This window comes from Pseudidiomarina xizangensis (assembly GCF_052541995.1).
The window spans coordinates 1-20,673 of the sequence record NZ_JBOBQA010000005.1 but is presented as its reverse complement, the minus strand read 5'-3'; the positions used below and the strand labels follow the sequence as shown (position 1 = coordinate 20,673).

Here is a 20,673-nt window from a genome sequence, read left to right as displayed (position 1 = left end):
ATCTACTTGCTCAAGGCACACTAGACTAAGTATACAGACCTGACACCAAAATGGATGGCTATGGAAATTTTCATTGCAGTACTGTTTTTCGCATTTTCCACCACAATTACGCCGGGCCCCAACAACGTGATGATTATGTCCTCGGGCGTCAATTATGGAATACGCGCCAGCATTCCTCACTTTCTTGGAATATGCCTGGGCTTTCCATTGATGGTTTTGCTGGTGGGATTTGGTTTTAGCGTGATTTTCGAACGTTTTCCTAACTTGCACCAGCTGATCAAGGTCATTGGGGTGATTTATTTGCTGTGGTTGGCCTGGCATATTGCCAGCGCCGAACCAAAAGCAATCAAAAAAGGTGAAAAGAAGCCCTTCAACTTTTGGCAAGCGGCGCTCTTCCAATGGGTGAATGCGAAAGCCTGGATGATGGCATCAGGTGCGGTTGCGGCCTACACCACGGTAAATGGTAACCCGGTCACTGAGGTGCTTGCTATCACCTTGGCATTTTTGCTGATGGCGTTTCCATGTGTCGGTACCTGGTTGCTGTTCGGATCGTTGCTGCGCAAGTTCCTGGCCAATTCGATCTTCCAACGGATATTTAATGTCACCATGGGCCTTATTCTGGTGGCATCAATCATTCCAGTCTTGCAAGCACTATGGACATTCTACTTTATGCCGAATGGCTAGCTCTGTAGTAAAGTCTCGTCTTCAGCATCAAGGTAAGCGGTAATGGCGTCGATAAACACGGCGCCATAGCGTTCTAGCTTGGTTTGCCCAACCCCGGAAATCGTTAGCATGCTGGCTTCGTCCGTCGGGTAATGCACCGCCATTTCCACCAAAGTACTATCGTTAAACACTACAAACGGTGGTTTTTCTTCTGCATCGGCAATACGTTTGCGCAACGCGCGTAAACGACGAAACAGCAGCTTATCGTAATCACCACGGTCGGTGACTTTAGGCTTGCTTACCGCAAGATTCATTCGCGGCTCCGCTAGGGATAACGCGACGTCGCCACGTAACACTGGGCGTGCGGCAGCTGTCAGTTGCAAGGTACCGTAGTGCTGAATATTCTGGAGCACCAAGCCACGGTGGATCAGTTGGCGAATTACCCCCAGCCAGTGAGCCTGACTCTTATCGGCGCCGAGCCCAAACGTCGATAATTGCTCGTGACCAAGCGCTGTTAAACGCTGCGATTGACTGCCACGCAACACATCAATGACATGACTGGCACCGAAGCGCTGACCCACCCGATAAACGCAACTGAGTACTTTCTGCGCATCGACCGTGCCATCGTATTGCTGCGGGGGATCAAGACAGATATCACAGTTACCACAAGCTTTTTCGCGGAACTCGTTAAAGTAATTAAGCAACACCAGGCGGCGGCAGGTTTGCGCCTCGCCCAATGCCTGCATCGCAGTAAATTTGTGCAGTTCTACCTGCCGACGTTGCTCGTCTGGATGGTCATTGATCATACTGCGAATCCAGCCGGCGTCACTTGGGTCGTAAAGCAGCACCGCCTCAGCGGGCAGTCCATCACGGCCGGCGCGGCCAGTTTCCTGGTAATACGCTTCGATACTACGCGGCACATCAAAGTGGACGACAAAACGTACGTTGGGCTTGTTGATGCCCATACCAAAGGCCACCGTCGCCACCACGACGTCGATATCATCGCGCACAAAACCTCGCAACACATAGTTGCGCTCATCGTGCGCCATGCCTGCGTGGTAGCCGGCCGCGCGAATGCCATCTTGGCGTAGGCGTTCGGCCAGCTCATCTACCCGCTTGCGACTACCACAATAGACAATCCCTGACGCGCCTTTTTGCTTTGCGACATAGTCGCGCAATTGCTTTTGTGGTTTAAATTTGTCTTCCACGATGTAGCGTATGTTGGGTCGATCGAACGAGCTTTTGTAGATAACCGGTTGTTGCAGGTGTAACCGCTGCACAATATCAGCTTCGGTGGCCGCATCAGCGGTTGCGGTGAGTGCCATAAACGGCAATTGTGGCAAAGCTTCTCGCAATTGCCCAAGTTGCCCGTACTCGGGTCGGAAATCATGCCCCCATTGCGAGATACAATGCGCTTCATCGATGGCGATCAGCGTCACCTGCCACTGCTGGAGCTGGCGAATAAAATACCCCTGCATGGCACGTTCAGGACTAACATACAGCAAGCGCAAATCACCACTTGCTGCACGCAGCAACAACGCCTGCTGCGCTTCCTGATCCAGCCCATTATGCAACGCCCCAGCTGCAACGCCCATGGCTTGCAAGCTCTCAACCTGATCCTGCATCAGGGAAATTAATGGTGAGATCACCAGTGTGACCCCTGCTCCCATAATTGCTGGTAGCTGATAACACAATGATTTGCCCCCGCCGGTCGGCATAAGCACCAAAGCGTCACGATTCTGTTGTACCGCCTCGATCACTTGCTCTTGGCCCTGCCGGAAAGCAGCATAACCAAAAACTTCGGCAAGGACTTTTGACAGCGATTGCGCAGTCATTTTGACAGCTCCGATTGACGCTCATAGGGATTAGGCTCTATTGTATGCATCCCAAGCGCGCATCACCACCGGCAAACGAGCATTTGCGACGAATCCGCGTGGTAATTGCATAGTTTTCGTACAATACCCGTACTGAAACCAGAACTTAGACCAAAGCACCGAGAGCTAAACCTATGACCGATGATGCAACCCGCAGTCGCCACGGCGTCATTTATGCCATTGCTGCCTACACCATGTGGGGCGTTGCACCGATCTACTTTAAGTGGCTGCAACAGGTTCCAGCACTAGAAATTCTTGGCCACCGTATTGTCTGGTCGTTTGTCTTGGTTTTAGTGCTGATTGTTGGTTTACGGCGCCTGCACCGCATTAAACCGGTGGTGAAAAACCGTAAACAGATGCTGCGTTTAACCGTGGCGACGTTTTTGCTGGGCGGAAATTGGTTTTTATTTATCTGGGCCATCAACAATAATCATATTCTTGATGCCAGTCTCGGTTATTACATCAACCCACTGCTGAATGTCGCCATAGGTATGTTGTTTTTTGCCGAACGCATGCGCCGTTTCCAGCTTATCGCGATTGCGCTGGCAGTCACCGGGGTGTTGATTCAGGTGATTTCCTTTGGCTCAGTGCCATGGGTAGCGCTGGCTCTAGCGTGCAGCTTTGCGACTTATGGTGCCATTCGTAAGCGTTTGCCGGTCGATTCGATGACAGGGTTGTGGCTCGAAACCACTATTTTGTTGCCGTTCATGCTGATTTATCTGTTCTTTTTTGCTGATTCGGCCGCCAGTGACATGACCCAGAACACCTGGCAGCTGAACTTGCTATTAATGGCAGCGGGTATCGTCACTACAGCGCCATTATTGTGTTTTACTGCCGCCGCGCAGCGTATTCGCTACGCTACGTTAGGTTTTTTCCAATACATTGGGCCAAGCTTAATGTTTATTTTGGCAGTGTGGGTGTACGGCGAGCCTCTCGCCACAGATAAACTAGTGACTTTTGCCATTATTTGGCTGGCATTGACGCTCTACAGTATCGATACCTTAGTGCATCAACAACGTTCTAAGCGCGCATAGGCAACCACTAACCATTTGCTCCCAAGGTCGTCGAAATTAACCTGAATACGGCTTTGTGGACCAGAACCTTCATAGTTCAGTACAGTACCGTCACCAAATTTCACATGGCGTACGCGCTGACCAAGTTGGAAACCTGTTTCTGCAAAGGCTTCGTGACTGGCGCCAGTGTGGAAACGACCGTAACTGGGGGAATCTGTAGTAAAGCTACGGCGACTTTGCATACGTACATGATGCAAATTCTCAGCTGGGATTTCAGCGATAAAGCGGCTGGCGCTATGGAGTTTCTCCTGACCATACACGCGCCGGTTCTCAGCGTAGCTAATCACTAATTTCTGCATTGCCCGAGTCATGCCGACGTAGCATAAGCGGCGCTCTTCAGCGAGGCGTCCGGCTTCATCCAGCGATTGCTGGGAGGGGAATAAGCCTTCCTCAACGCCGCACATAAACACCAGAGGAAATTCCAGGCCTTTGGCGCTGTGTAGCGTCATTAATTGCACTGCGTCCTGATGTTCATCAGCTTGCTCTTCACCCGACTCAAGCGCGGCGTGCGCGAGAAAGCCGTTCAACGGTGATAGATCTTCTTCGCCGCCCATATCGAACTGATCAAAATTATCGCAAGCGTTTACCAGTTCTTTTAAGTTTTCAACGCGAGTTTCGGCTTTTTCGCCTTTTTCCGCCTGGTACATGGCCATCAGGCCACTGCTTTTTATCACGCTGTCCACTTGCCGGCCAAGACTGTAATCGCCGGTTTCATCTTCCAGTTCTTGAATCAGATCGACGAAGGCTAATACCGCGTTGGCGGCACGCCCAGTCAGCACCTTTTCGGTTGCCAACTGCTTGGCCGCCAGCCATAGCGACGTGCCACGTTGCCGCGCACCTTCGCGAACAATATCAAGGGTGCGGGCTCCGATGCCGCGGGTCGGAGTATTAATGACTCGCTCTAGTGCTGCGTCGTCATCACGATTCGCCAGCAATCGCAGATAGGCCAATGCATCTTTAACTTCCTGGCGATCAAAGAAGCGCAAACCACCATAAATCCGATAGGGGATACGCGCATGTAATAACGCTTCTTCAAGCACCCGCGACTGGGCGTTACTACGGTAGAGTAATGCTACATCTTGCAACGCATTGCCTTGCTCATGCCAGGCTTCAACTTGACTGGAAATATAGCGTGCTTCGTCAATTTCGTTATAAGCAGCGTACAAATCTATCGGCTCACCATTGCCACCGTCGGTCCACAGCTCTTTGCCAAGCCGGTCGCTGTTATTCGCAATAACGCTATTGGCAGCACTCAAGATGGTATTGGTCGAGCGGTAGTTCTGCTCCAAACGTATGGTTTCGACGTTTGGAAAATCGCGAGTAAACTGATGAATATTTTCAATTTTCGCCCCGCGCCAACCGTAAATGGACTGATCATCATCACCAACAATGGTGACAAAGTTTTGCTGGTCTTTTTCGTTGCCGACCCCGGAAAGTAATTTGATCCAGGCGTATTGGATGGAATTGGTGTCTTGAAACTCATCCACCAGCAGGTGACGGAAGCGACGCTGATAATGCTCACGCACGATGCGATTGTCGCGCAGCAACTCGTGGGCACGCAATAATAGTTCAGCAAAATCGACTAAGCCGGCACGGTCACACGCCACCTGATACGCGTCATAAATTTCTTTATAGGTACGTTCATTAAAGTCGTAGCCATCGAGATGATGGGGTCGCAACCCCTCATCTTTTTTCGCGTTAATAAACCACTGCGCTTGTTTCGGTGACCAGCGTTTCTCATCAAGGTTGAGACTGCGCATAATGCGTTTCAGCATCCGTTGCTGATCATCACTATCTAAAATCTGAAAATTCTGTGGTAGACCGACATCCATATAGTGGGCGCGCAGTAAACGATGCGCCAGTCCGTGGAAGGTACCAATCCACATCGCCCGGGTCGAGCTGCCAACGAGATCTTCAACTCGCCCACGCATTTCTGCCGCCGCCTTGTTCGTAAAGGTCACCGCCATGATGCTATAGGGTGATAAGTGCAGCTCTTGCATTAGCCAGGCGATGCGATGCACCAGCACCCGCGTTTTGCCACTACCGGCGCCGGCGAGCACCAACATGTGCTTTTCTGGTGCGCCAACGGCAGCACGTTGCTTGTCATTCAGTTGCTCGAGCAAGGGATGCGAGGTCATAGCAAAATCCATTCGTTGAAAGCTGTGGTCAGTTTAAAGGTGGACCACTGTATATGCAACCAGTTACTTGGTGTACGCTTAGTGTGTGCTTCCTGTGCGAAAAACTAGTGGTTACCTGCCCAACAACTGCTGTAGCTGGGGCAAATAATCGAAGGCAAGCGTAGGCAATACCTGCAGCTCGTCAGCCGCATAAAGTCCACTACGAAACCAGGCACTCTGCCAGCCCATACGGTGGGCGCCAAGAATATCTGCGTACGGGCTGTCACCAACGTGTAGCCATGCGGGTGCCGGGAACTTGGGGAATTGTTGATTGGCATGCGCAAACATATCCGGATGGGGTTTGCCTCGTACGCCTGTACTGGGTTGCACTACGACGGCAAAGTACTCACGTATACCTATCGCCGCAGTATCAACATTACCGTTACTCAGTGCGACTAGCGGATAGCGCTCGCCCAGTACCCGCAGCAATTCGTGCGTATCCACCGGAACCTGAACTTGATTTCGATAGTGAAGAAAGGTCTCAAACACATCTTCAGCGCCTTGTTTCGCAGCTCTCGCTGCCACGCCTAATTCGCCCAAACCGCGCGCCAAAGTTGCCAAACGCAATGCTGTCATGTCACTAGCAAGTTGTGGCTCGGTTTGCATCAGCTGCCAACGCCGTGTGGCCCATTGTTGCCGCGTCCACTGTGCGGCCTCAGGAAATAACTCACAGAGAGTTTGGTAACTTTGAGCTTCAGCCCGCTGCATCACCGGTACGTTATCGTACAAGGTGTCATCCAGGTCAAAACTGATGGCTTGAATCGGTTGGAGACGACGAAAAAACTGCATAGCGTCCTTGTTCTAAGTTACTTCTTGCGAGCGCGCGGATGCGCAGCGTCATAAACTTTGGAAAGGTGCTGGAAATCAAGGTGTGTATACACCTGAGTGGTACTTAAATTAGCGTGACCAAGTAATTCCTGCACCGCACGTAAATCACCGCTTGATTCTAACATATGAGAGGCAAAAGAATGTCTTAGCTTATGCGGGTGCAAGCTACCGTTCAGACCCTGTTGCCGACCCCAATGATTCAGTCGCTGTTGCACCGTACGGGGACTTATGCGGCGTTGGCGTTGACTGATAAACAGGGCGACTTCGTTTAGATTACCGTGTAGCCATTTATTCCGTACCGGTAGCCATTTTTTTAATGCTTCAGCGGCACAGCGGCCATAGGGCACGATGCGTGTTTTGCCGCCTTTACCAAGCACGCGCAATTCTTGATGGCGCGGGTTGATGCCGTCGATATCAAGGGCCACCAACTCAGCTAACCGTAAACCACTACCGTACAGCAACTCCATAATCGCCGCATCGCGGATCGCTAACTCGTCGTCTTCGGGTAATTTAAGTAGTTGACTGATACTGTCGACATCGAGGTTTTTAGGCAGGCGTTTCGCAGTTTTTGGTGCTTTCGTTTGCTTCGCTGGATTATCGTGGCGCCAGCCTTGGCGCATGCAATAATCGAAACAGGTGCGCCACGCCGCCAAGCGCAAAGCTAAAGAGGCATCACCTAAACCTTGGCGGCGCCAATTCATGAACAAACGTTCAAATTGTGCGACGCCTATTGCCGTAATCTCATCAAGCCCTTGCTCATCAAAAAACACCATATCGTGCTTCAGTACCCGCCCGTAATTGGCAAGTGTATGCTCGGCGAGGCCGCGCTCGCCCGCCAGGTGATTGAGAAACTTCTGTCTAACCTCAACGAGCTTCATGGTGCTGTAACAGCGGTGGCAGGATCTGACTGAGCAATACCTGTAACTGCTTAACCAGTAAGGTGTCCATAGCCGGCTCGAAGTGTCCGGCATCATGGTTGCCAATAGCTAGCATGCCTAGCTCACCCTTTTCGCCTAGCAATAGCAGTACAACCGACGCTATTGATTCGCCGGGGAACAGGAGTTTTTGTTCGTCAGTGGTGAGACGCCCCAAATAAATTGAATCCTCGCGGAAGCGTTTACTCAGTAATTGCTTATGGGTATCTGCAGCAAAAGTAAATTGTGTTTCAAGCTCCAGCGGGCTGTCGAAGAACTTCAAGGTGAGCGCGGGCATCTGCAACTGCTCCGAGAAGGTTTGCTGCAAGCTGTCCATCACCTCGGCAAGGCTATCGCTCTGAAGCAGCTTCACATACAGCTCGCTAAAATAGCGAAATAGCTCTTCGTTGCGGCGGGCGGTAACCATTAACTCGGTAATTTCTTCTTCCAGATGCTGCACCCGTTGCCGCAAAACCTGTTGCTGCCGCTCGACTAAAGACACCGCGCCTTGCGCTTGATGGCGCACACTAAGCTGTTGCAATAACTGCGGATGGCGATCAAAAAAATCTGGATTTTCTTCGAGGTAAGCGGCAATCAATGTGTCATCAACAACCGTCTGTTGAGCTTGTTTTTTTGCTTCGTTGCTCATAGTTTCATGTGTCCATCGTAAACATGTTCAGCGGGCCCGGTCATGCGAACGGTCTGCCCTGGTTGCCAGCGAATGGTTAACTGTCCGCCCGGGAGGTCAACCAACACGGTGTCATTCAATTTACCTAAACGCATACCAATAACTGCGGCGGCGCATGCTCCACTACCGCATGCCTGGGTTTCAGCTGCACCACGCTCGTAAACACGTAGCTTAATATGATTACGATCGATGATCTGCATAAAACCTGCGTTAACCCCTTCAGGAAAGCGTTCATGGGTCGCCAATACTTGTCCTAAGCTTGCCACCGGAGCATGCTCGACATCATCCACTTCAGCCACACAGTGCGGATTGCCCAGCCCCATAACGCCGCACAGTACTGTTTCTTCCTGCACCCTTAAAACATAGGTCAATTCTTCTTTATTTGCTTTAAAAGGTACTGCACTGGGTGCGAATCGAGGCTCACCCATTTCTACTGTGATACGCCCATCACGCTCATGATGCAAGACCATATTGCCAGCTTTGGTGCTAACCCGTAGATGGTTTTTATTACTAAGCCCGCGCTGTTTTACAAATAAGGCAAAACAGCGTGCGCCATTACCACATTGCGCGACTTCGGTGCCGTCAGCATTAAAAATACGGTAATGAAAGTCGAGATCTGGATCATAGGGCGGCTCAACCAGCAAAAGCTGATCGAAGCCAATACCACGATGCCGATCCGCCCATTGACGGATTTGTTCTGGATTCACAAAAATGGTTTGGGTAACGTTATCGATCACCATAAAGTCGTTACCTAAGCCGTGCATCTTACTGAAGTTCACGCATCGTCTCCGAGCAAGTGTTCACCCTGCCATAAACTAGCTAAAGGTTCGCGCTCGCGCACCAGGGTCGCGGTATCGCCATGAACCATCACTTCTGCGGCACGTGGCCGAGTATTGTAATTCGAGGCCATAGTAAAACCATAGGCGCCGGCGTTCATTACCGCCAACATATCGCCTTCTTGGGCCGCCAAATGACGGGCATGACCGAAGAAATCGCCGGTTTCACAAACTGGTCCAACGACATCGACCAATTGCTCGTCGACGCCTGCATGGCGCTCGACCGGTACAATCGCGTGGTAAGCGTTGTATAACGAAGGCCGCAGCAAGTCATTCATCCCCGCATCGACTAACAAGAAGTTCTTTTCGCTGCCAGGTTTATAGTATTCGACTTTGGTCACCATGATGCCGGCATTGCCAACAATGGCGCGACCTGGCTCTAGCATTAGCTTTAGGTTACCCAGCTTTTCCGCTTTCTCTTGCAACGTTTGCAAGTAACCACTCACTTCCAATTTATCTTCTTGCTGGTATGGAATACCAAAGCCACCGCCCATATCTAAATGAGTAATTTCAATGCCTTCCTGACGCAGGTTTTTGATCAAGTCGAACATCCGCTCCGCGGCATCAAGAAAAGGTTTTGGCGAGAGAATTTGCGAGCCAATATGACAATCTACGCCTCGCATGTCGAGATTTGCCAAGCTCGCTCCGCGGCGAAATACGTCCAGTGCTTCGGTCATCGCAATACCGAATTTATTGGCTTTTAAGCCAGTGGCAATGTACGGATGAGTTTGCGCGTCGACATCTGGATTTACCCGTATTGAAATCGGTGCCACAACGCCTTTCGCACTGGCAATCTGTTGTATACGCTCAAGCTCTGCAGCTGACTCAACATTAAAGCAGCCGATACTTTGATCGAGTGCGTAGGCGATTTCATCGTGGCTTTTAGCAACCCCGGAAAAAACCACATCTTGTGCTTTTCCGCCAGCTGCCAGTACCCGTGCTAACTCTCCCCCAGACACAATGTCAAAACCTGCGCCAAGCCGGGCGAGTAGGTTGAGTACTGCCAGATTGGAATTGGCCTTTACGGCATAACAAAGTTTGTGCGGTGCTGGCCAGTGCTCGGCAAACTGCTGCCAGTTCGCCTCGACGGCCGCCTTGGAATAGACAAATAATGGCGTTCCATGGGACTTGGCGAGGTCCGCAACGGCACATTCTTCAGCGAAAAGTTGGTTTCCTTTATAGGTGAAGCTCATAATGCTTATTTAGTTTCCTGTACTGGCTCAGGGGCCACATTTATCGATGGTTGGTTCTTCTCAGCAGGTGGTGGCATTTCCAATGGTCCTTTCTGACCACAGGCGACCAAGGCCAAGGTTGCTGCTACAATGATTGGACGCATTACTTTCAGCTTAAACATCGGTAAACTGTACCCTTGTGAATTGCAAATTAACCGTGCGCTTATCATCGCATTGCAGCGCGCAAATGTCATTATCAGGAGTTGACATGCAAGAACACGACTATCATGAGTTAGCCGAAGCAACGATTTTGGCAATTGAAGAAGCTTTCGAAAAGACTGGCATCGACATTGATTGCGAATCTGGTGGCGACATTCTGGAAATGACCTTCCCAAACGACACCAAGATGGTCATTAATAAGCAACCGCCATTACAGCAACTTTGGGTGGCTACCAAGTTTAATGGTCATCACTTTGAGTACCATGACGGTAAATGGATCGACAACCGCACCGGTGCTGAGCTATGGAGCTTATTGTCTGAAGCTGGAAGTAAGCAAGCTGAACAACCTATCACGCTAAAAGCGGAGTAAGCATGGCGACGACATTACGCATCGCAACACGCAAAAGTCTTTTGGCTTTATGGCAGGCTGAGCATATTAAAGCGCGACTTGAAGCCTTGCACAACCAGGTCACGGTAGAACTGGTGCCAATGAGTACCAGAGGCGACATTATTTTAGATACACCATTAGCAAAAATTGGCGGTAAAGGCTTGTTCGTGAAAGAACTTGAAGTCGCTATGCTGGAGGAGCGAGCTGACCTCGCCGTTCATTCGATGAAAGATTTACCGGTGGAGTTTCCACCTGGACTCGAACTATTCGGTATTTGTGAGCGTGAAGACCCACGTGACGCCTTTGTCTCCAATAATTATCATACCCTCGACGAGTTACCGGAAGGTGCGATCGTCGGCACCTGTAGCTTACGTCGCAAGTGTCAAATTTTGGCGCATTACCCACATCTGCAGATCCGCGACCTGCGCGGCAACGTGCAAACTCGTTTGGGGAAACTCGACGATGGCCAGTTTGATGCCATTATTTTAGCCGCATCAGGTTTAATCCGGTTGAATTTGGGCGAGCGAATTCGCCAACGACTGCCCGCAGAAACTTGTCTGCCCGCCAATGGCCAAGGTGTTTTGGGAATTGAATGTCGCACTGATGATACGGCGACCAAAGCGTTGCTAGCACCGCTAACCTGCCCCAACACTCGTAGTTGCGTACTCGCTGAGCGCGCCATGAATCGCCGTTTACAAGGGGGCTGTCAGGTGCCCATCGGCGCCTATGCCGAGCTCAACGGTGACCAATTGCATCTCCGTGGTTTGGTCGGTCGCCCCGATGGTAGTGAAATTATAGAGGGCGATATAAAAGGGCATCGCGATCATGCCGAAGCGCTTGGTACCGAGTTAGCCGAATACCTGCTTAGCCGCGGTGCTGGAGAAATTCTCAAAGATGTTTATGCGGAAAATGAACTGCACTCATGAGCACTATTCTGATCCTTCGACCAGCCGAGCAAGCAGCAGAACTTAAGCATTTGCTCAACCAGCGTGCGGCACAAATTAAGGTGCCTGCCACGGTGGAAAGTGCCAGTATGTTGAAGATCAGTGCTTATGACGACCCTAGCCATAGTTTGGCGGAGATCCTTGATAAAGCATGGGATGGTGCCATGATGGTCAGTGTCAACGCTGCGCATTACTTTGCTCAGCAGGCGCGCGACTGGGCCCCTCAAGCAGCGATGCCCCGGTGTCGCTGGTACGCCGTAGGCCCCGTGAGCGCGCGCGCAATTTCTGATGTGGTGAAGCGCCCAGTCACTTGCCCATGGCGCGAACATAACAGCGATGCCTTACTCGCCTTGCCAGAACTGCAACAGGTCGATGGTCAACAATGGCTGTTAGTGCGCGGTCACAATGGTCGTGAACTGTTCGCTGATACCTTGCGCGCCCGCGGTGCAGAGGTTACCTACCTCGAGGTGTATCAGCGCCAACCGCAACCACAAAACGCAGCAATTTTGGCCGACTGGCGTGATAAAGTCGATACCATTATGGTCAGTAGTGCCGAACAGCTGGGCGCATTTCTGGCCGCGGTGCCGCACGAAGCGAAAGCGTGGTTGACCCATTGTACCTGGGTAGTGGCCAGCGCACGACTCCAGCAATTATTACCCGTCGCGATAAGTAAACGCGTCGCAGTTGCCGATAGTGCCGCAAGTTTTGCTATGGTAGAAGCCTGGCAGCGGGCGATACAACTAACGAAGGAAGTTTAAACCATGTCGAACGAAGTGAAGCAGAAAACGGAGACCGAACAACCGGAAGCGGCAGAGGTTGAAGCTAGCGCAGACGAGACGACCGAAAGTAAGTCCAGCAAGAGCCCGCTGGCTTGGTTGCTGGTACTTATTCTGCTAGCGCTTATTGGAGTCGCCGGCTGGGTAGGCTATCGCTATGTTTATCAGGAGCTTTTGGCCACTAATCAGCAGTTGCAACAGCAAGCCACTGAACAACAACAGCAAATAGAACGCGTTCGCGCCGAGCTACAACAAATTCAGCAACAGCAACAACGCCTGCCGCAACAGGTCGCAAAACAGGTTGACGACGTCGCCCAAAATCTTCGCCGCAATGTCAGCGATCAAGCGCAGGCACTGAGCGATTTGCAACGAAGTGTACAGTCGGTACAGGCCGAATTTGCGGCATTAGACGTATCCCAGGCGACCGCTTGGCGTTTGCTTGAAGCTCGTCACCTCGCCGAACAAGCGAGCAATAAACTTTACCTTGATCAGCAGCCGGAGTTAGCGCTGCAACTGCTTGATTTGGCCGACTCCCATTTAGCAGCGCTAAATAATTCTGCTTATCAGGTGGCGCGCCAAGCCATCAATGATGACAAAGTCGCACTGCGTTCCGTGACCACTGATACTCATATTGAGGTGGCCATGGCACTTAGCAGTTTACGCACCCAGCTTACCGAGCAGCAGTGGTTACTTGCAGCACCAAGCCGCACCTTAACCAACGCGGAAGTGCCAGCCGACGCACCTTGGTATAGTCGCTTGCAAGCCAGTGCCCAAACCTTGTTTAATCAACTTGTTCGGGTGCAACATCGCGAGCAACCCCTTGAACCGCAACTTTCTATGGCCTTTGTCGAACTGACCAAACAACGGGTGCTGTTGCAGCTGCAATTGGCGCAACAGGCCGCGCTGAGTCAATCCGATGAGCTTTATCAGGCGAGCTTGACCGAAGCGCGGCGTTTAGTGACCGAAATCCAAACGCAGAGCGATCTTGAACTCACGGCGCTCGACGCTGCCCTTAACGAGTTAGCTGGACAACGCTTGCAACCAAGCTTACCTGCACAACTTCGTAGTCTACCTGTGTTAAATCGATTAGCGCGTTCAATTACGGCGGGAGCGAACCGATGAAATACGCCTGGATAATCGTCTTACTGCTGATTGCTGGTCTCTTTATCGGTCCGTTATGGGACGGTAATACGGGTTACATGTTAATTGCCGTCGGCAACTATACCGTGGAAACCAGCTTAGTCGCTGCGATCATTATCCTGGTGCTGGCGGTGATTGTGTTACGCGTGGTGTTAGGATTCATAATGCGGATCATCCGTGGCACCTCGTGGGGTCTAAAGTGGTTCGGTGAACGACGGACAACCAAAGCAAGAAATGCACTAACTGACGGTGCTAGAGCGCTGGTTAATGGTGACTCCCATGCGGCCTCCAGTGCATTTAACCGCAGTTGGCAGTTACGCCACGACGGTACTGTCGCCCTGTTTGCCAGCTACGCCGCGGCCCGTAACGAAGATTACAGCCAGGCCCGCGAGTGGTTACAACACGCGCCACAACCCAGCGAGCTTGCATTGGCGGAAACCTTGTTCACTTTGCAGCAAGAGCCGGAGCAAGCCGCAAACCGTATCGCTGAAATTCAACAACTACGCCGTGACTATCCGCGCCACCCGCAGTTGTTACGGTTAGCATTGACGGCGTACCAAAGTTTACATCGCTGGGACGACGTCATCGCCTGCTTAGCCGACGCTGCACGTTTGCAGCTACTCAACGAAACAGAAATCAGTGAGCTCACTGAAAAAGCCTATCGCGAACACTTCCTGGCGGCTGGCCGTGAAGGGCAAGCGAGTCTGGCGACCAAATGGCGCAACCTGTCTCGTGATTCACGTCGCAAGGCGGCCATACGCCGGGCCTACTTGGCCGTCCTTAAAATTTATCAACAGCAAGATGTGGCTGATAAAATTGCGGCTCGAGGTTTGAAGCGTGGTGATTTGAAGCTTGCGCATTTATTAGAGAAGCAACTCTTAGTCGCTGGACCAGAATTACGGAATTACTTGCAGGATCAGTTGAAAAAGCAGTCTGAAAACGGCTTGTTACTGCAAGCCATGGGGCAAATCGCATTAATGACCAAAGAGTGGTCGTTAGCAGAGCGAGCGTTGCGACGCTCAGCTGAGTTAGTACCGTCACGCCGGGTATGGCTTGATCTAGCCCATGTTTATGCGGCGCAAGGGAACTCACAAGCCGCCTTGGAAGCATACGAAAAAGCGCTGCGGGATTAACCGCAGCGTCAACTGTTGCGCAAGAGTTTTACTGGCGAACACCTTCAATCGATAAGTACATATCAACGGTTTTTGCGGCAGGACCGAGGTCGTAATCAATCCCAAAGTCAGCCAGCGTCAGGGTAACTTTGCCTTCAAAACCGCGGCGGAAACCACCCCATGGATCGGGACCTGCGCCAACTTCATTTACCGCAATTTCAATCGGCTTGGTGACACCATGTAAGGTGAGTTCACCTGCGAGTACGCCTTTACCATCACCGCTTTCAGTGTAGCTAGTGGAAATAAATTGTGCTTCCGGATAGTCATCTACCCCTAAAAAATCATCGCCACGCAAGTGTTTGTCGCGCTCCGCATGATTACTATCAATACTCGCGGTATCAATCGTCACATTGACCGTCGCGGCGCTTGGATTTTCTTCGTCGTAGCTAAACGTACCTTCGAAATCGGTGAATTCACCTAACAACCAGCTGTAACCCAAATGGCTGATCTTGAATTGTACAAAGGCATGTTGTCCCTCGATATCAATCACATAGTCAGCGGCTTGTGCTTGGCTTATACCACCAGTTAGCGCTGCACTTACAGCAGCTGCGAGTAATAATTTTTTCATCTTAATCTCCTTAAGGTTTTACTTTTGTGGTTTAAGCATACGTTTTAAAGTCGCATCTTTATCCCAAAAATGATGTCGTAATGCCGCCAACGCATGAACGCTGGCTAAAATAACTAAGCTCAATGCCGTATACCAATGTACGTCGCCGGCAATCTCTTCTTGCTCCGGAATCGTGGTGATCAGCGCAGGCACTTCAAACCAATCAAACACCGATATACCGCTACCATCCGCTGTCGAAATCAAATAGCCACTGATCATGGTCACCACTAATAAAGCGTACAGCAGCGCGTGTCCCATCTGTGCCGAATAGTTCTCGTAACGACTTCCTATCAATTCAGGCCGCACGCTAACCCAACGCCACACCAACCGCACGAGCGTAATCAGTAGCAAGATCAAGCCTATCGACTTGTGCCACCAAGGCCCTAAACGATACCAAGGGTCATAATAGCTCAGGGTTAACATCCAATAGCCCAATGCAAACAATCCAATAATCGCGATGGCAGACAGCCAATGAATAGCAACCGCGAGCCAACCGTAACTGTGCTTTGAATTCTTCAGCATAAGCCCTTCCTGATACGTAGATGGGCTTAGTTTAGATGAATCAAATGAAATGAATAGTGCGATATTTAGGTGTTTTCGTTCTAATAAATAGAACATATAAAGCAAAAGCGTCACTGTATGGTAGTTATGGGTTACGGGATGCTCGACAGTAGAAAACGGTTATTCAGCAGGATAAAACCGCCTGCTTCCAATACATATTTTTACAGATCAGCTATGCTGTTTAATTGCTTCCAGACAAAATAAGGACAGACTCTGATTTGGATACGATCAAACAGTTACCTAGTGGTCTACATCCCGCGCCGTCGCTGAAACAAAACTACTTATTGCATGCGCTCCCCGACGACGTAAGAATGCGGCTAAAGCCGCACCTTCAACTTGTTACTTTACCCCTCGGCAAGTCTTTGTATGAGTCTGGCGATGAGTTGCAACATGTCTACTTTCCCACAAACTCGATTATTTCTTTGGTTTACGTCATGGTCAACGGTGACTCCGCAGAAATCTCTGTCGTTGGCAACGAAGGATTACTGGGTATCCCTCTATTTATGGGCGGCGGTAGCACACCGAATCGCGCCATTGTGCAAAGTTCAGGTTCTGCCTACCGACTTTCGGCGCGCCTGGTGCGAGAGGAATTCAAACGGCATGAGCAACTTCATGACCTGCTGCTGCGTTATACTCAATCCCTGATGACGCAGATGGCCCAGACCGCTGTGTGCAACCGCCATCACACCATCGAGCAACAATTATGCCGCTGGATACTACTTTCTTTAGATCGCATCCCCTCCAATGTTTTAACCATGACCCAGGAGCTTATCGCCGACATGCTTGGGGTTCGACGCGAAGGGGTTTCTGTAGCTGCAGGGAAATTGCAAAAACTGGGAGTTATTGAGTATCACCGAGGTGTTGTAACTGTACTAAATAGATCCAAACTTGAGGCATTAAGTTGCGAATGCTATCAAGTGGTGAAAAAAGAATGTGAGCGGTTACTACATTACCTTCCAGAAAATTACGACGCTAAATAAAAAAGTGTGCCTAGCACGTTAAGCTAGACACACAATAGGGGAGCGAATCCTTACTTCGGATAACCAATAATAATATTTACCCGACGGTTATCCTGACGTTCTGCCGCTGTGGTGTTGTAGGTATCACGGCGGGTCGAACCATAACCTTGAACATTCAGTCGTGAACGGTCGATATTAAAGTTTTGCACCAGGTAATCCGCCACACTTTGTGCACGAGCCCGCGAGATCTGTTGTGCGATATCTGGGCTGGAATTATCCGTGTGTCCTTCCAGGGTTGCGGTAAGCTCAGGGTTCATCTGCAAATATTTACCTATCGAATCGAGCTCTTGATGGTACTTAGTAGCAATCGTTGCATCATTGGTATCGAACTCTAGCTCCATCGCCAGACTTATCCGTGCAGGAAGAGGTTCAAGACCCTCGATATCAGTTGCACAACCAATTATCGCATGAATACGACGGTTGGCTTGCTTACCAGCAGTAGTACTGTTGTCTGCCACAGGTTGCGTTTCACCATAACCAACAACTGTCAGACGATCACGATCAACGTCATGTTCACGCACCAGATAATCAACTGCGGCCTGCGCCCGTTGTTGCGATAACTGCAGATTATCGGCTTCGCTACCAACGTTATCCGTATGTCCTTCGATCACCGCGTTGGTTTCTGGGTACTTGTCTAAGAACGTAGCAAGAACTCGCATGTGTTCGCTATTCACGCGCTGGATATCGTCATTAGCGATTTCAAATTCAATTTCTAAGCTACTGCAGTATTGTTCCGCCGTCGCGACCGCTGGTGCCGGAGCAACGGGTCGACGCTCTTGCACGACAGGTCCCGGCGAATGGCTTGAGCCACCAAAGCGGTAGACCAAATTAAGTGAATAAAAATCAAGATCGCCGTTATTTCCTACGGCATCATCCATACGATAACGTTCTGCTGCTAACCGAAAGCTAAAGCGTTGCGACATCTGATACTGGTAACCCACGCCGAACTTATAATCTGTCGCCGTTTTACTGTAGTGTGGGGTCAGTACATTTACCGCTCCCGTACCGGAAAAATCAACTGTCGCTTTGCTGCGGTGCACGCCGATAAGAGCAAATAACGATGAACGCTGAGTAAAAGGCATGAACCCCATCGCATCAATATTCCAGCCGCTAAAGTCCAGTTGGCCTGATTTCATTCCGGCAGGGTTGGTGGTCGCTTGGTAAGAAAAGTCACCCAAATCGAAGTAACCTCCTTCCAGGGCGAAGTTTTCATTAAACTGGTAGCCACCAAACAGCTTATAACCGAAATCGCCGTCATCCTCGCGGAACTCGGTCACCTGATAACCAGAATTCATCAGATCGGTTCTAATTTCTTGCTCGTCGATAGTGGCAAGAGCAGCGCCGCCTCCAGCGCCCACATACCAACCATCCTGATCATTTGCCACTGCTGGTAGTGCCACACCCGCCAGAAACAGTACCGTCATTGCTTGTGTAATTTTGTTCGTTTTCATTTTGTTCTCCACTGAAACCTTGTAGGTGTTGTCGGTTACTCTGCCGGTACATTGATGACCGTATTAACTACCGTAACTGATGCCCCCAGAGACAGCGCTCGACCGTCTAAGGTGACGATATCTACGTTTCCTGCAGTAGAGATACTGACACCCTCCTGCGCGATGATGGTGCCTTTCATGGTGCCACCGCCGGCAGCATTAATGGTCGCTGCGCTACCTACTTGCCAGAAAATATTCTTCGCTTGCGCACCGTTGCTCAGAATCACGCTTTGCGGGAAGTCTGCGCCTGGCCCACCAACGGTCAAGGTGGTGGCCATTTGGAATACCCAAACAGCATTCTGATTGCCTTGGCCGTCCAACGTTAAGTCGCCGCCCTGGATAAGGAACGCACCGCTTTGCGCAGTATAAATACCTGGAGCTAGTGTCAGGCCACCGAGATTTTCATTGCCTGGATTCTGGCCGCCCGGCATATTTGCAGGGGTAAGCTCGATATATGCCTCTTCCGCATCAAGTCGTGCTTGAATTGCAATAGCTTCGGTCACTGCCGTGCCATCCTGCGGACAAGCAACTGTTGGCGGTGGTGGTGCGGTGAATATTTTACCGTTCACCTGGCCTATATTTAGTGGGGTTATGGTGTACTCACAACCTGGTTCAGAAACAAAACCTGTTACTAAGGTCGAAGCCCCTGTGGTACCAATATCACCATTAATGACGGTAAGTAGACCTTCGTTGGTGACACCTGCAGTGCCGCCAAAAGAACCAAAAGGTGACGCGGACTGAAGGTTAACAGGCTCTAAGCAGCTACCCGCGGCTGGAACGGTGGTGAAGGTCCAAACGTAATCTTCGAGCAATTCATTGCCAGGTACAGTCAAGTCTTTGACGCCGTCCGAGCCACTGACAATGGTTGCACGGTAAGTTACGTCTTCAGCAAGCTGATTTTCCGGCATAAAGGTTATTATGCTGCCGGTATCGGCATCGAGCGTAACTGAATCTGCTGCTACTGTATTCGTCGGCTCAGCGTCTTCAACGACGAGAAATGTCATGTCATTTACGGTCGTCGGATTAAGGCGTGTACCTGATGGGATATCGAAACTTGCGTTGATACTGGAGTTCGGACAGACCTCGAGCATTCCCATATTCATTGGGTCGGTAGACGACACAGAAATATTACCGGCAGGCGCTGCTGCCACGGTTGTAAAGCTCCAGACATAGTCACTCGCTTCAGTCACGGGTGCTTGATTACCGGCCAGTTGATTGCCAGTCAAGTCAGTGACGGTAAGGTCGACCGTCGCCGTGTAGGTTACGTCGACTTCCAGATTTTGTTCCGGTGTAAATACCGCACTGCGTGCGCCAGATGAATAAGAAACCTGGCCGACAGGGGGTGTACATGGAATTTCACAGGTAAGTGTGAAAGTGGTTTCGCTGATAGTTGATGCCCGCATATCTTCGCTAAACACTGCAACAATCGACGTATTTAGCGGCACATTGTCGGTAGGACCTGGACTTGTCGTTAACGGCTCAGTACGAATGACGCGTGGGCGCGTTCTGTCAGCCGTCACCCCAGTCGTGAATTCCCAAACATATGGGCTGTCAATTGCAAGGCCGGTAGCCACACTGGTCGCAGTGTGAATGGTTGCGGTATAGAGTGTTAAGTCGTCAAGAGTTTCTGGAGGAGTTAATGTGAATGTTGCTACGGTATTAGCTTCATTCATGCTAACCGTACCTATTGGGTTAACACATGGATCGGCGCAGGTAAGAGTAAAATCCGTCGCAGTTAATGGTGTAACGGCTTCGTTAAACTCCGCAGTGATCACAGGATCAGATACGCTAACGTTAATTGACTCATGAGTCGGAGACACCTCAATCACTTTGGGTGATAAAGCCGTATTTCCTTCTGTACCGAGTATTGGATCACGACCACTATCGCCGCACGCAACTAAGAACGTACCGACAAAGGCGAGCAGCAGCCATTTGTTGGCACCGTATAAGTTTGAAAATTTAGAACACATTAGTAAATTCCTCTCGGTATGGGTATACGGACACATCCGACCATAATTGCTGTAAAAATCGGTCAGTCAGTCAGTATTTGCTTTTTTTCGAGAGGTGTCTGTGCGCTAACGCGCTTAATGTCGGAAGAAGAAAGAGCAAAGGCGATGTTGGCTGTTGGCTTA

Annotated in this window: 20 protein-coding genes; 8 read left to right on the top strand and 12 right to left on the bottom strand. The window is 50.5% G+C overall.

All coding sequences use genetic code 11. The annotated features are described in order from the left end of the window. The first annotated feature begins 60 nt into the window (after positions 1-60). A complete protein-coding gene (locus tag ACQ5ES_RS10470; RefSeq protein ID WP_445016586.1) occupies positions 61-684 on the top strand; it encodes a LysE family translocator in 624 nt (207 codons plus the stop codon). Here the strand turns inward: ACQ5ES_RS10470 and recQ are convergent. Next, positions 681-2,498 (bottom strand): DNA helicase RecQ, encoded by a 1,818-nt coding sequence (gene recQ / locus ACQ5ES_RS10465; RefSeq protein ID WP_445016584.1) that lies wholly within the window; start codon positions 2,496-2,498, stop codon positions 681-683. The genes ACQ5ES_RS10470 and recQ overlap by 4 nt on opposite strands. 173 nt (positions 2,499-2,671) lie before the next feature. Here recQ and rarD point away from each other — a divergent pair, with 173 nt between their 5' ends. Then, a complete protein-coding gene (gene rarD / locus ACQ5ES_RS10460; protein WP_445016582.1) occupies positions 2,672-3,571 on the top strand; it encodes an EamA family transporter RarD in 900 nt (299 codons plus the stop codon). Here rarD and uvrD read toward each other — a convergent pair. From uvrD to lptM, 7 genes are all read right to left on the bottom strand, one after another. Next, positions 3,547-5,748 (bottom strand): DNA helicase II, encoded by a 2,202-nt coding sequence (gene uvrD / locus ACQ5ES_RS10455; RefSeq protein ID WP_445016580.1) that lies wholly within the window; start codon positions 5,746-5,748, stop codon positions 3,547-3,549. The two genes, rarD and uvrD, sit on opposite strands and share 25 nt — an antisense overlap. A 111-nt stretch (positions 5,749-5,859) precedes the next feature. After that, positions 5,860-6,576, bottom strand: coding sequence for an HAD-IA family hydrolase (locus tag ACQ5ES_RS10450; protein ID WP_445016578.1), 717 nt, complete (start codon positions 6,574-6,576; stop codon positions 5,860-5,862). A 17-nt stretch (positions 6,577-6,593) separates the two neighbouring features. Then, positions 6,594-7,493: a tyrosine recombinase XerC gene (locus ACQ5ES_RS10445; protein WP_445016576.1), complete on the bottom strand. Its 900-nt coding sequence runs from the start codon at positions 7,491-7,493 to the stop codon at positions 6,594-6,596. Beyond that, entirely contained in the window at positions 7,480-8,178 is a 699-nt protein-coding gene (locus ACQ5ES_RS10440) for a DUF484 family protein (protein WP_445016574.1), read from the bottom strand. The genes ACQ5ES_RS10445 and ACQ5ES_RS10440 overlap by 14 nt, the downstream gene beginning before the upstream one ends. Further along, positions 8,175-8,981 carry a diaminopimelate epimerase gene (gene dapF, locus ACQ5ES_RS10435; RefSeq protein ID WP_445016883.1) on the bottom strand — a complete coding sequence of 269 codons (807 nt, stop codon included), beginning with the start codon at positions 8,979-8,981 and terminating at the stop codon, positions 8,175-8,177. Before dapF ends, ACQ5ES_RS10440 begins: the two co-directional genes overlap by 4 nt. A gap of 11 nt (positions 8,982-8,992) precedes the next feature. After that, on the bottom strand, positions 8,993-10,246 hold the full coding sequence (lysA, locus tag ACQ5ES_RS10430; protein ID WP_445016572.1) for a diaminopimelate decarboxylase: 1,254 nt from the start codon (positions 10,244-10,246) through the stop codon (positions 8,993-8,995). A 5-nt stretch (positions 10,247-10,251) separates the two neighbouring features. Then, positions 10,252-10,389 (bottom strand): LPS translocon maturation chaperone LptM, encoded by a 138-nt coding sequence (gene lptM, locus ACQ5ES_RS10425; protein WP_445016570.1) that lies wholly within the window; start codon positions 10,387-10,389, stop codon positions 10,252-10,254. A 104-nt stretch (positions 10,390-10,493) separates the two neighbouring features. Between lptM and cyaY the strand changes: the two genes are divergently transcribed. The 5 genes from cyaY to ACQ5ES_RS10400 are packed head-to-tail and all read left to right on the top strand — an operon-like array spanning position 10,494 to position 14,825. Next, entirely contained in the window at positions 10,494-10,814 is a 321-nt protein-coding gene (gene cyaY, locus ACQ5ES_RS10420) for an iron donor protein CyaY (RefSeq protein WP_445016568.1), read from the top strand. 2 nt (positions 10,815-10,816) lie between these two features. Beyond that, positions 10,817-11,758: a hydroxymethylbilane synthase gene (gene hemC / locus ACQ5ES_RS10415; protein WP_445016566.1), complete on the top strand. Its 942-nt coding sequence runs from the start codon at positions 10,817-10,819 to the stop codon at positions 11,756-11,758. Beyond that, positions 11,755-12,534 carry a uroporphyrinogen-III synthase gene (locus tag ACQ5ES_RS10410; RefSeq protein WP_445016564.1) on the top strand — a complete coding sequence of 260 codons (780 nt, stop codon included), beginning with the start codon at positions 11,755-11,757 and terminating at the stop codon, positions 12,532-12,534. Before hemC ends, ACQ5ES_RS10410 begins: the two co-directional genes overlap by 4 nt. A gap of 3 nt (positions 12,535-12,537) precedes the next feature. Then, complete coding sequence (locus tag ACQ5ES_RS10405; protein ID WP_445016562.1) at positions 12,538-13,674, top strand: uroporphyrinogen-III C-methyltransferase; 1,137 nt, start codon at positions 12,538-12,540, stop codon at positions 13,672-13,674. Next, positions 13,671-14,825 (top strand): heme biosynthesis HemY N-terminal domain-containing protein, encoded by a 1,155-nt coding sequence (locus ACQ5ES_RS10400; RefSeq protein WP_445016560.1) that lies wholly within the window; start codon positions 13,671-13,673, stop codon positions 14,823-14,825. The genes ACQ5ES_RS10405 and ACQ5ES_RS10400 overlap by 4 nt, the downstream gene beginning before the upstream one ends. Positions 14,826-14,853: 28 nt before the next feature. Here the strand turns inward: ACQ5ES_RS10400 and ACQ5ES_RS10395 are convergent, their stop codons facing one another. Both ACQ5ES_RS10395 and ACQ5ES_RS10390 read right to left on the bottom strand, forming a co-directional pair. Further along, on the bottom strand, positions 14,854-15,432 hold the full coding sequence (locus ACQ5ES_RS10395) for a YceI family protein (RefSeq protein WP_445016558.1): 579 nt from the start codon (positions 15,430-15,432) through the stop codon (positions 14,854-14,856). Between the two features lie 18 nt (positions 15,433-15,450). Then, entirely contained in the window at positions 15,451-15,993 is a 543-nt protein-coding gene (locus ACQ5ES_RS10390; protein WP_445016556.1) for a cytochrome b, read from the bottom strand. A 350-nt stretch (positions 15,994-16,343) separates the two neighbouring features. Between ACQ5ES_RS10390 and ACQ5ES_RS10385 the strand changes: the two genes are divergently transcribed. Further along, positions 16,344-17,012, top strand: a complete 669-nt coding sequence (locus ACQ5ES_RS10385; protein ID WP_445016881.1) for a Crp/Fnr family transcriptional regulator — start codon at positions 16,344-16,346, stop codon at positions 17,010-17,012. Positions 17,013-17,062: 50 nt separating this feature from the next. Here the strand turns inward: ACQ5ES_RS10385 and ACQ5ES_RS10380 are convergent, their stop codons facing one another. Then, positions 17,063-18,502, bottom strand: coding sequence for an OmpA family protein (locus ACQ5ES_RS10380; protein ID WP_445016554.1), 1,440 nt, complete (start codon positions 18,500-18,502; stop codon positions 17,063-17,065). A gap of 35 nt (positions 18,503-18,537) precedes the next feature. Continuing rightward, positions 18,538-20,511 carry an ice-binding family protein gene (locus tag ACQ5ES_RS10375; protein WP_445016552.1) on the bottom strand — a complete coding sequence of 658 codons (1,974 nt, stop codon included), beginning with the start codon at positions 20,509-20,511 and terminating at the stop codon, positions 18,538-18,540. Between the last annotated feature and the right edge of the window lie 162 nt (positions 20,512-20,673).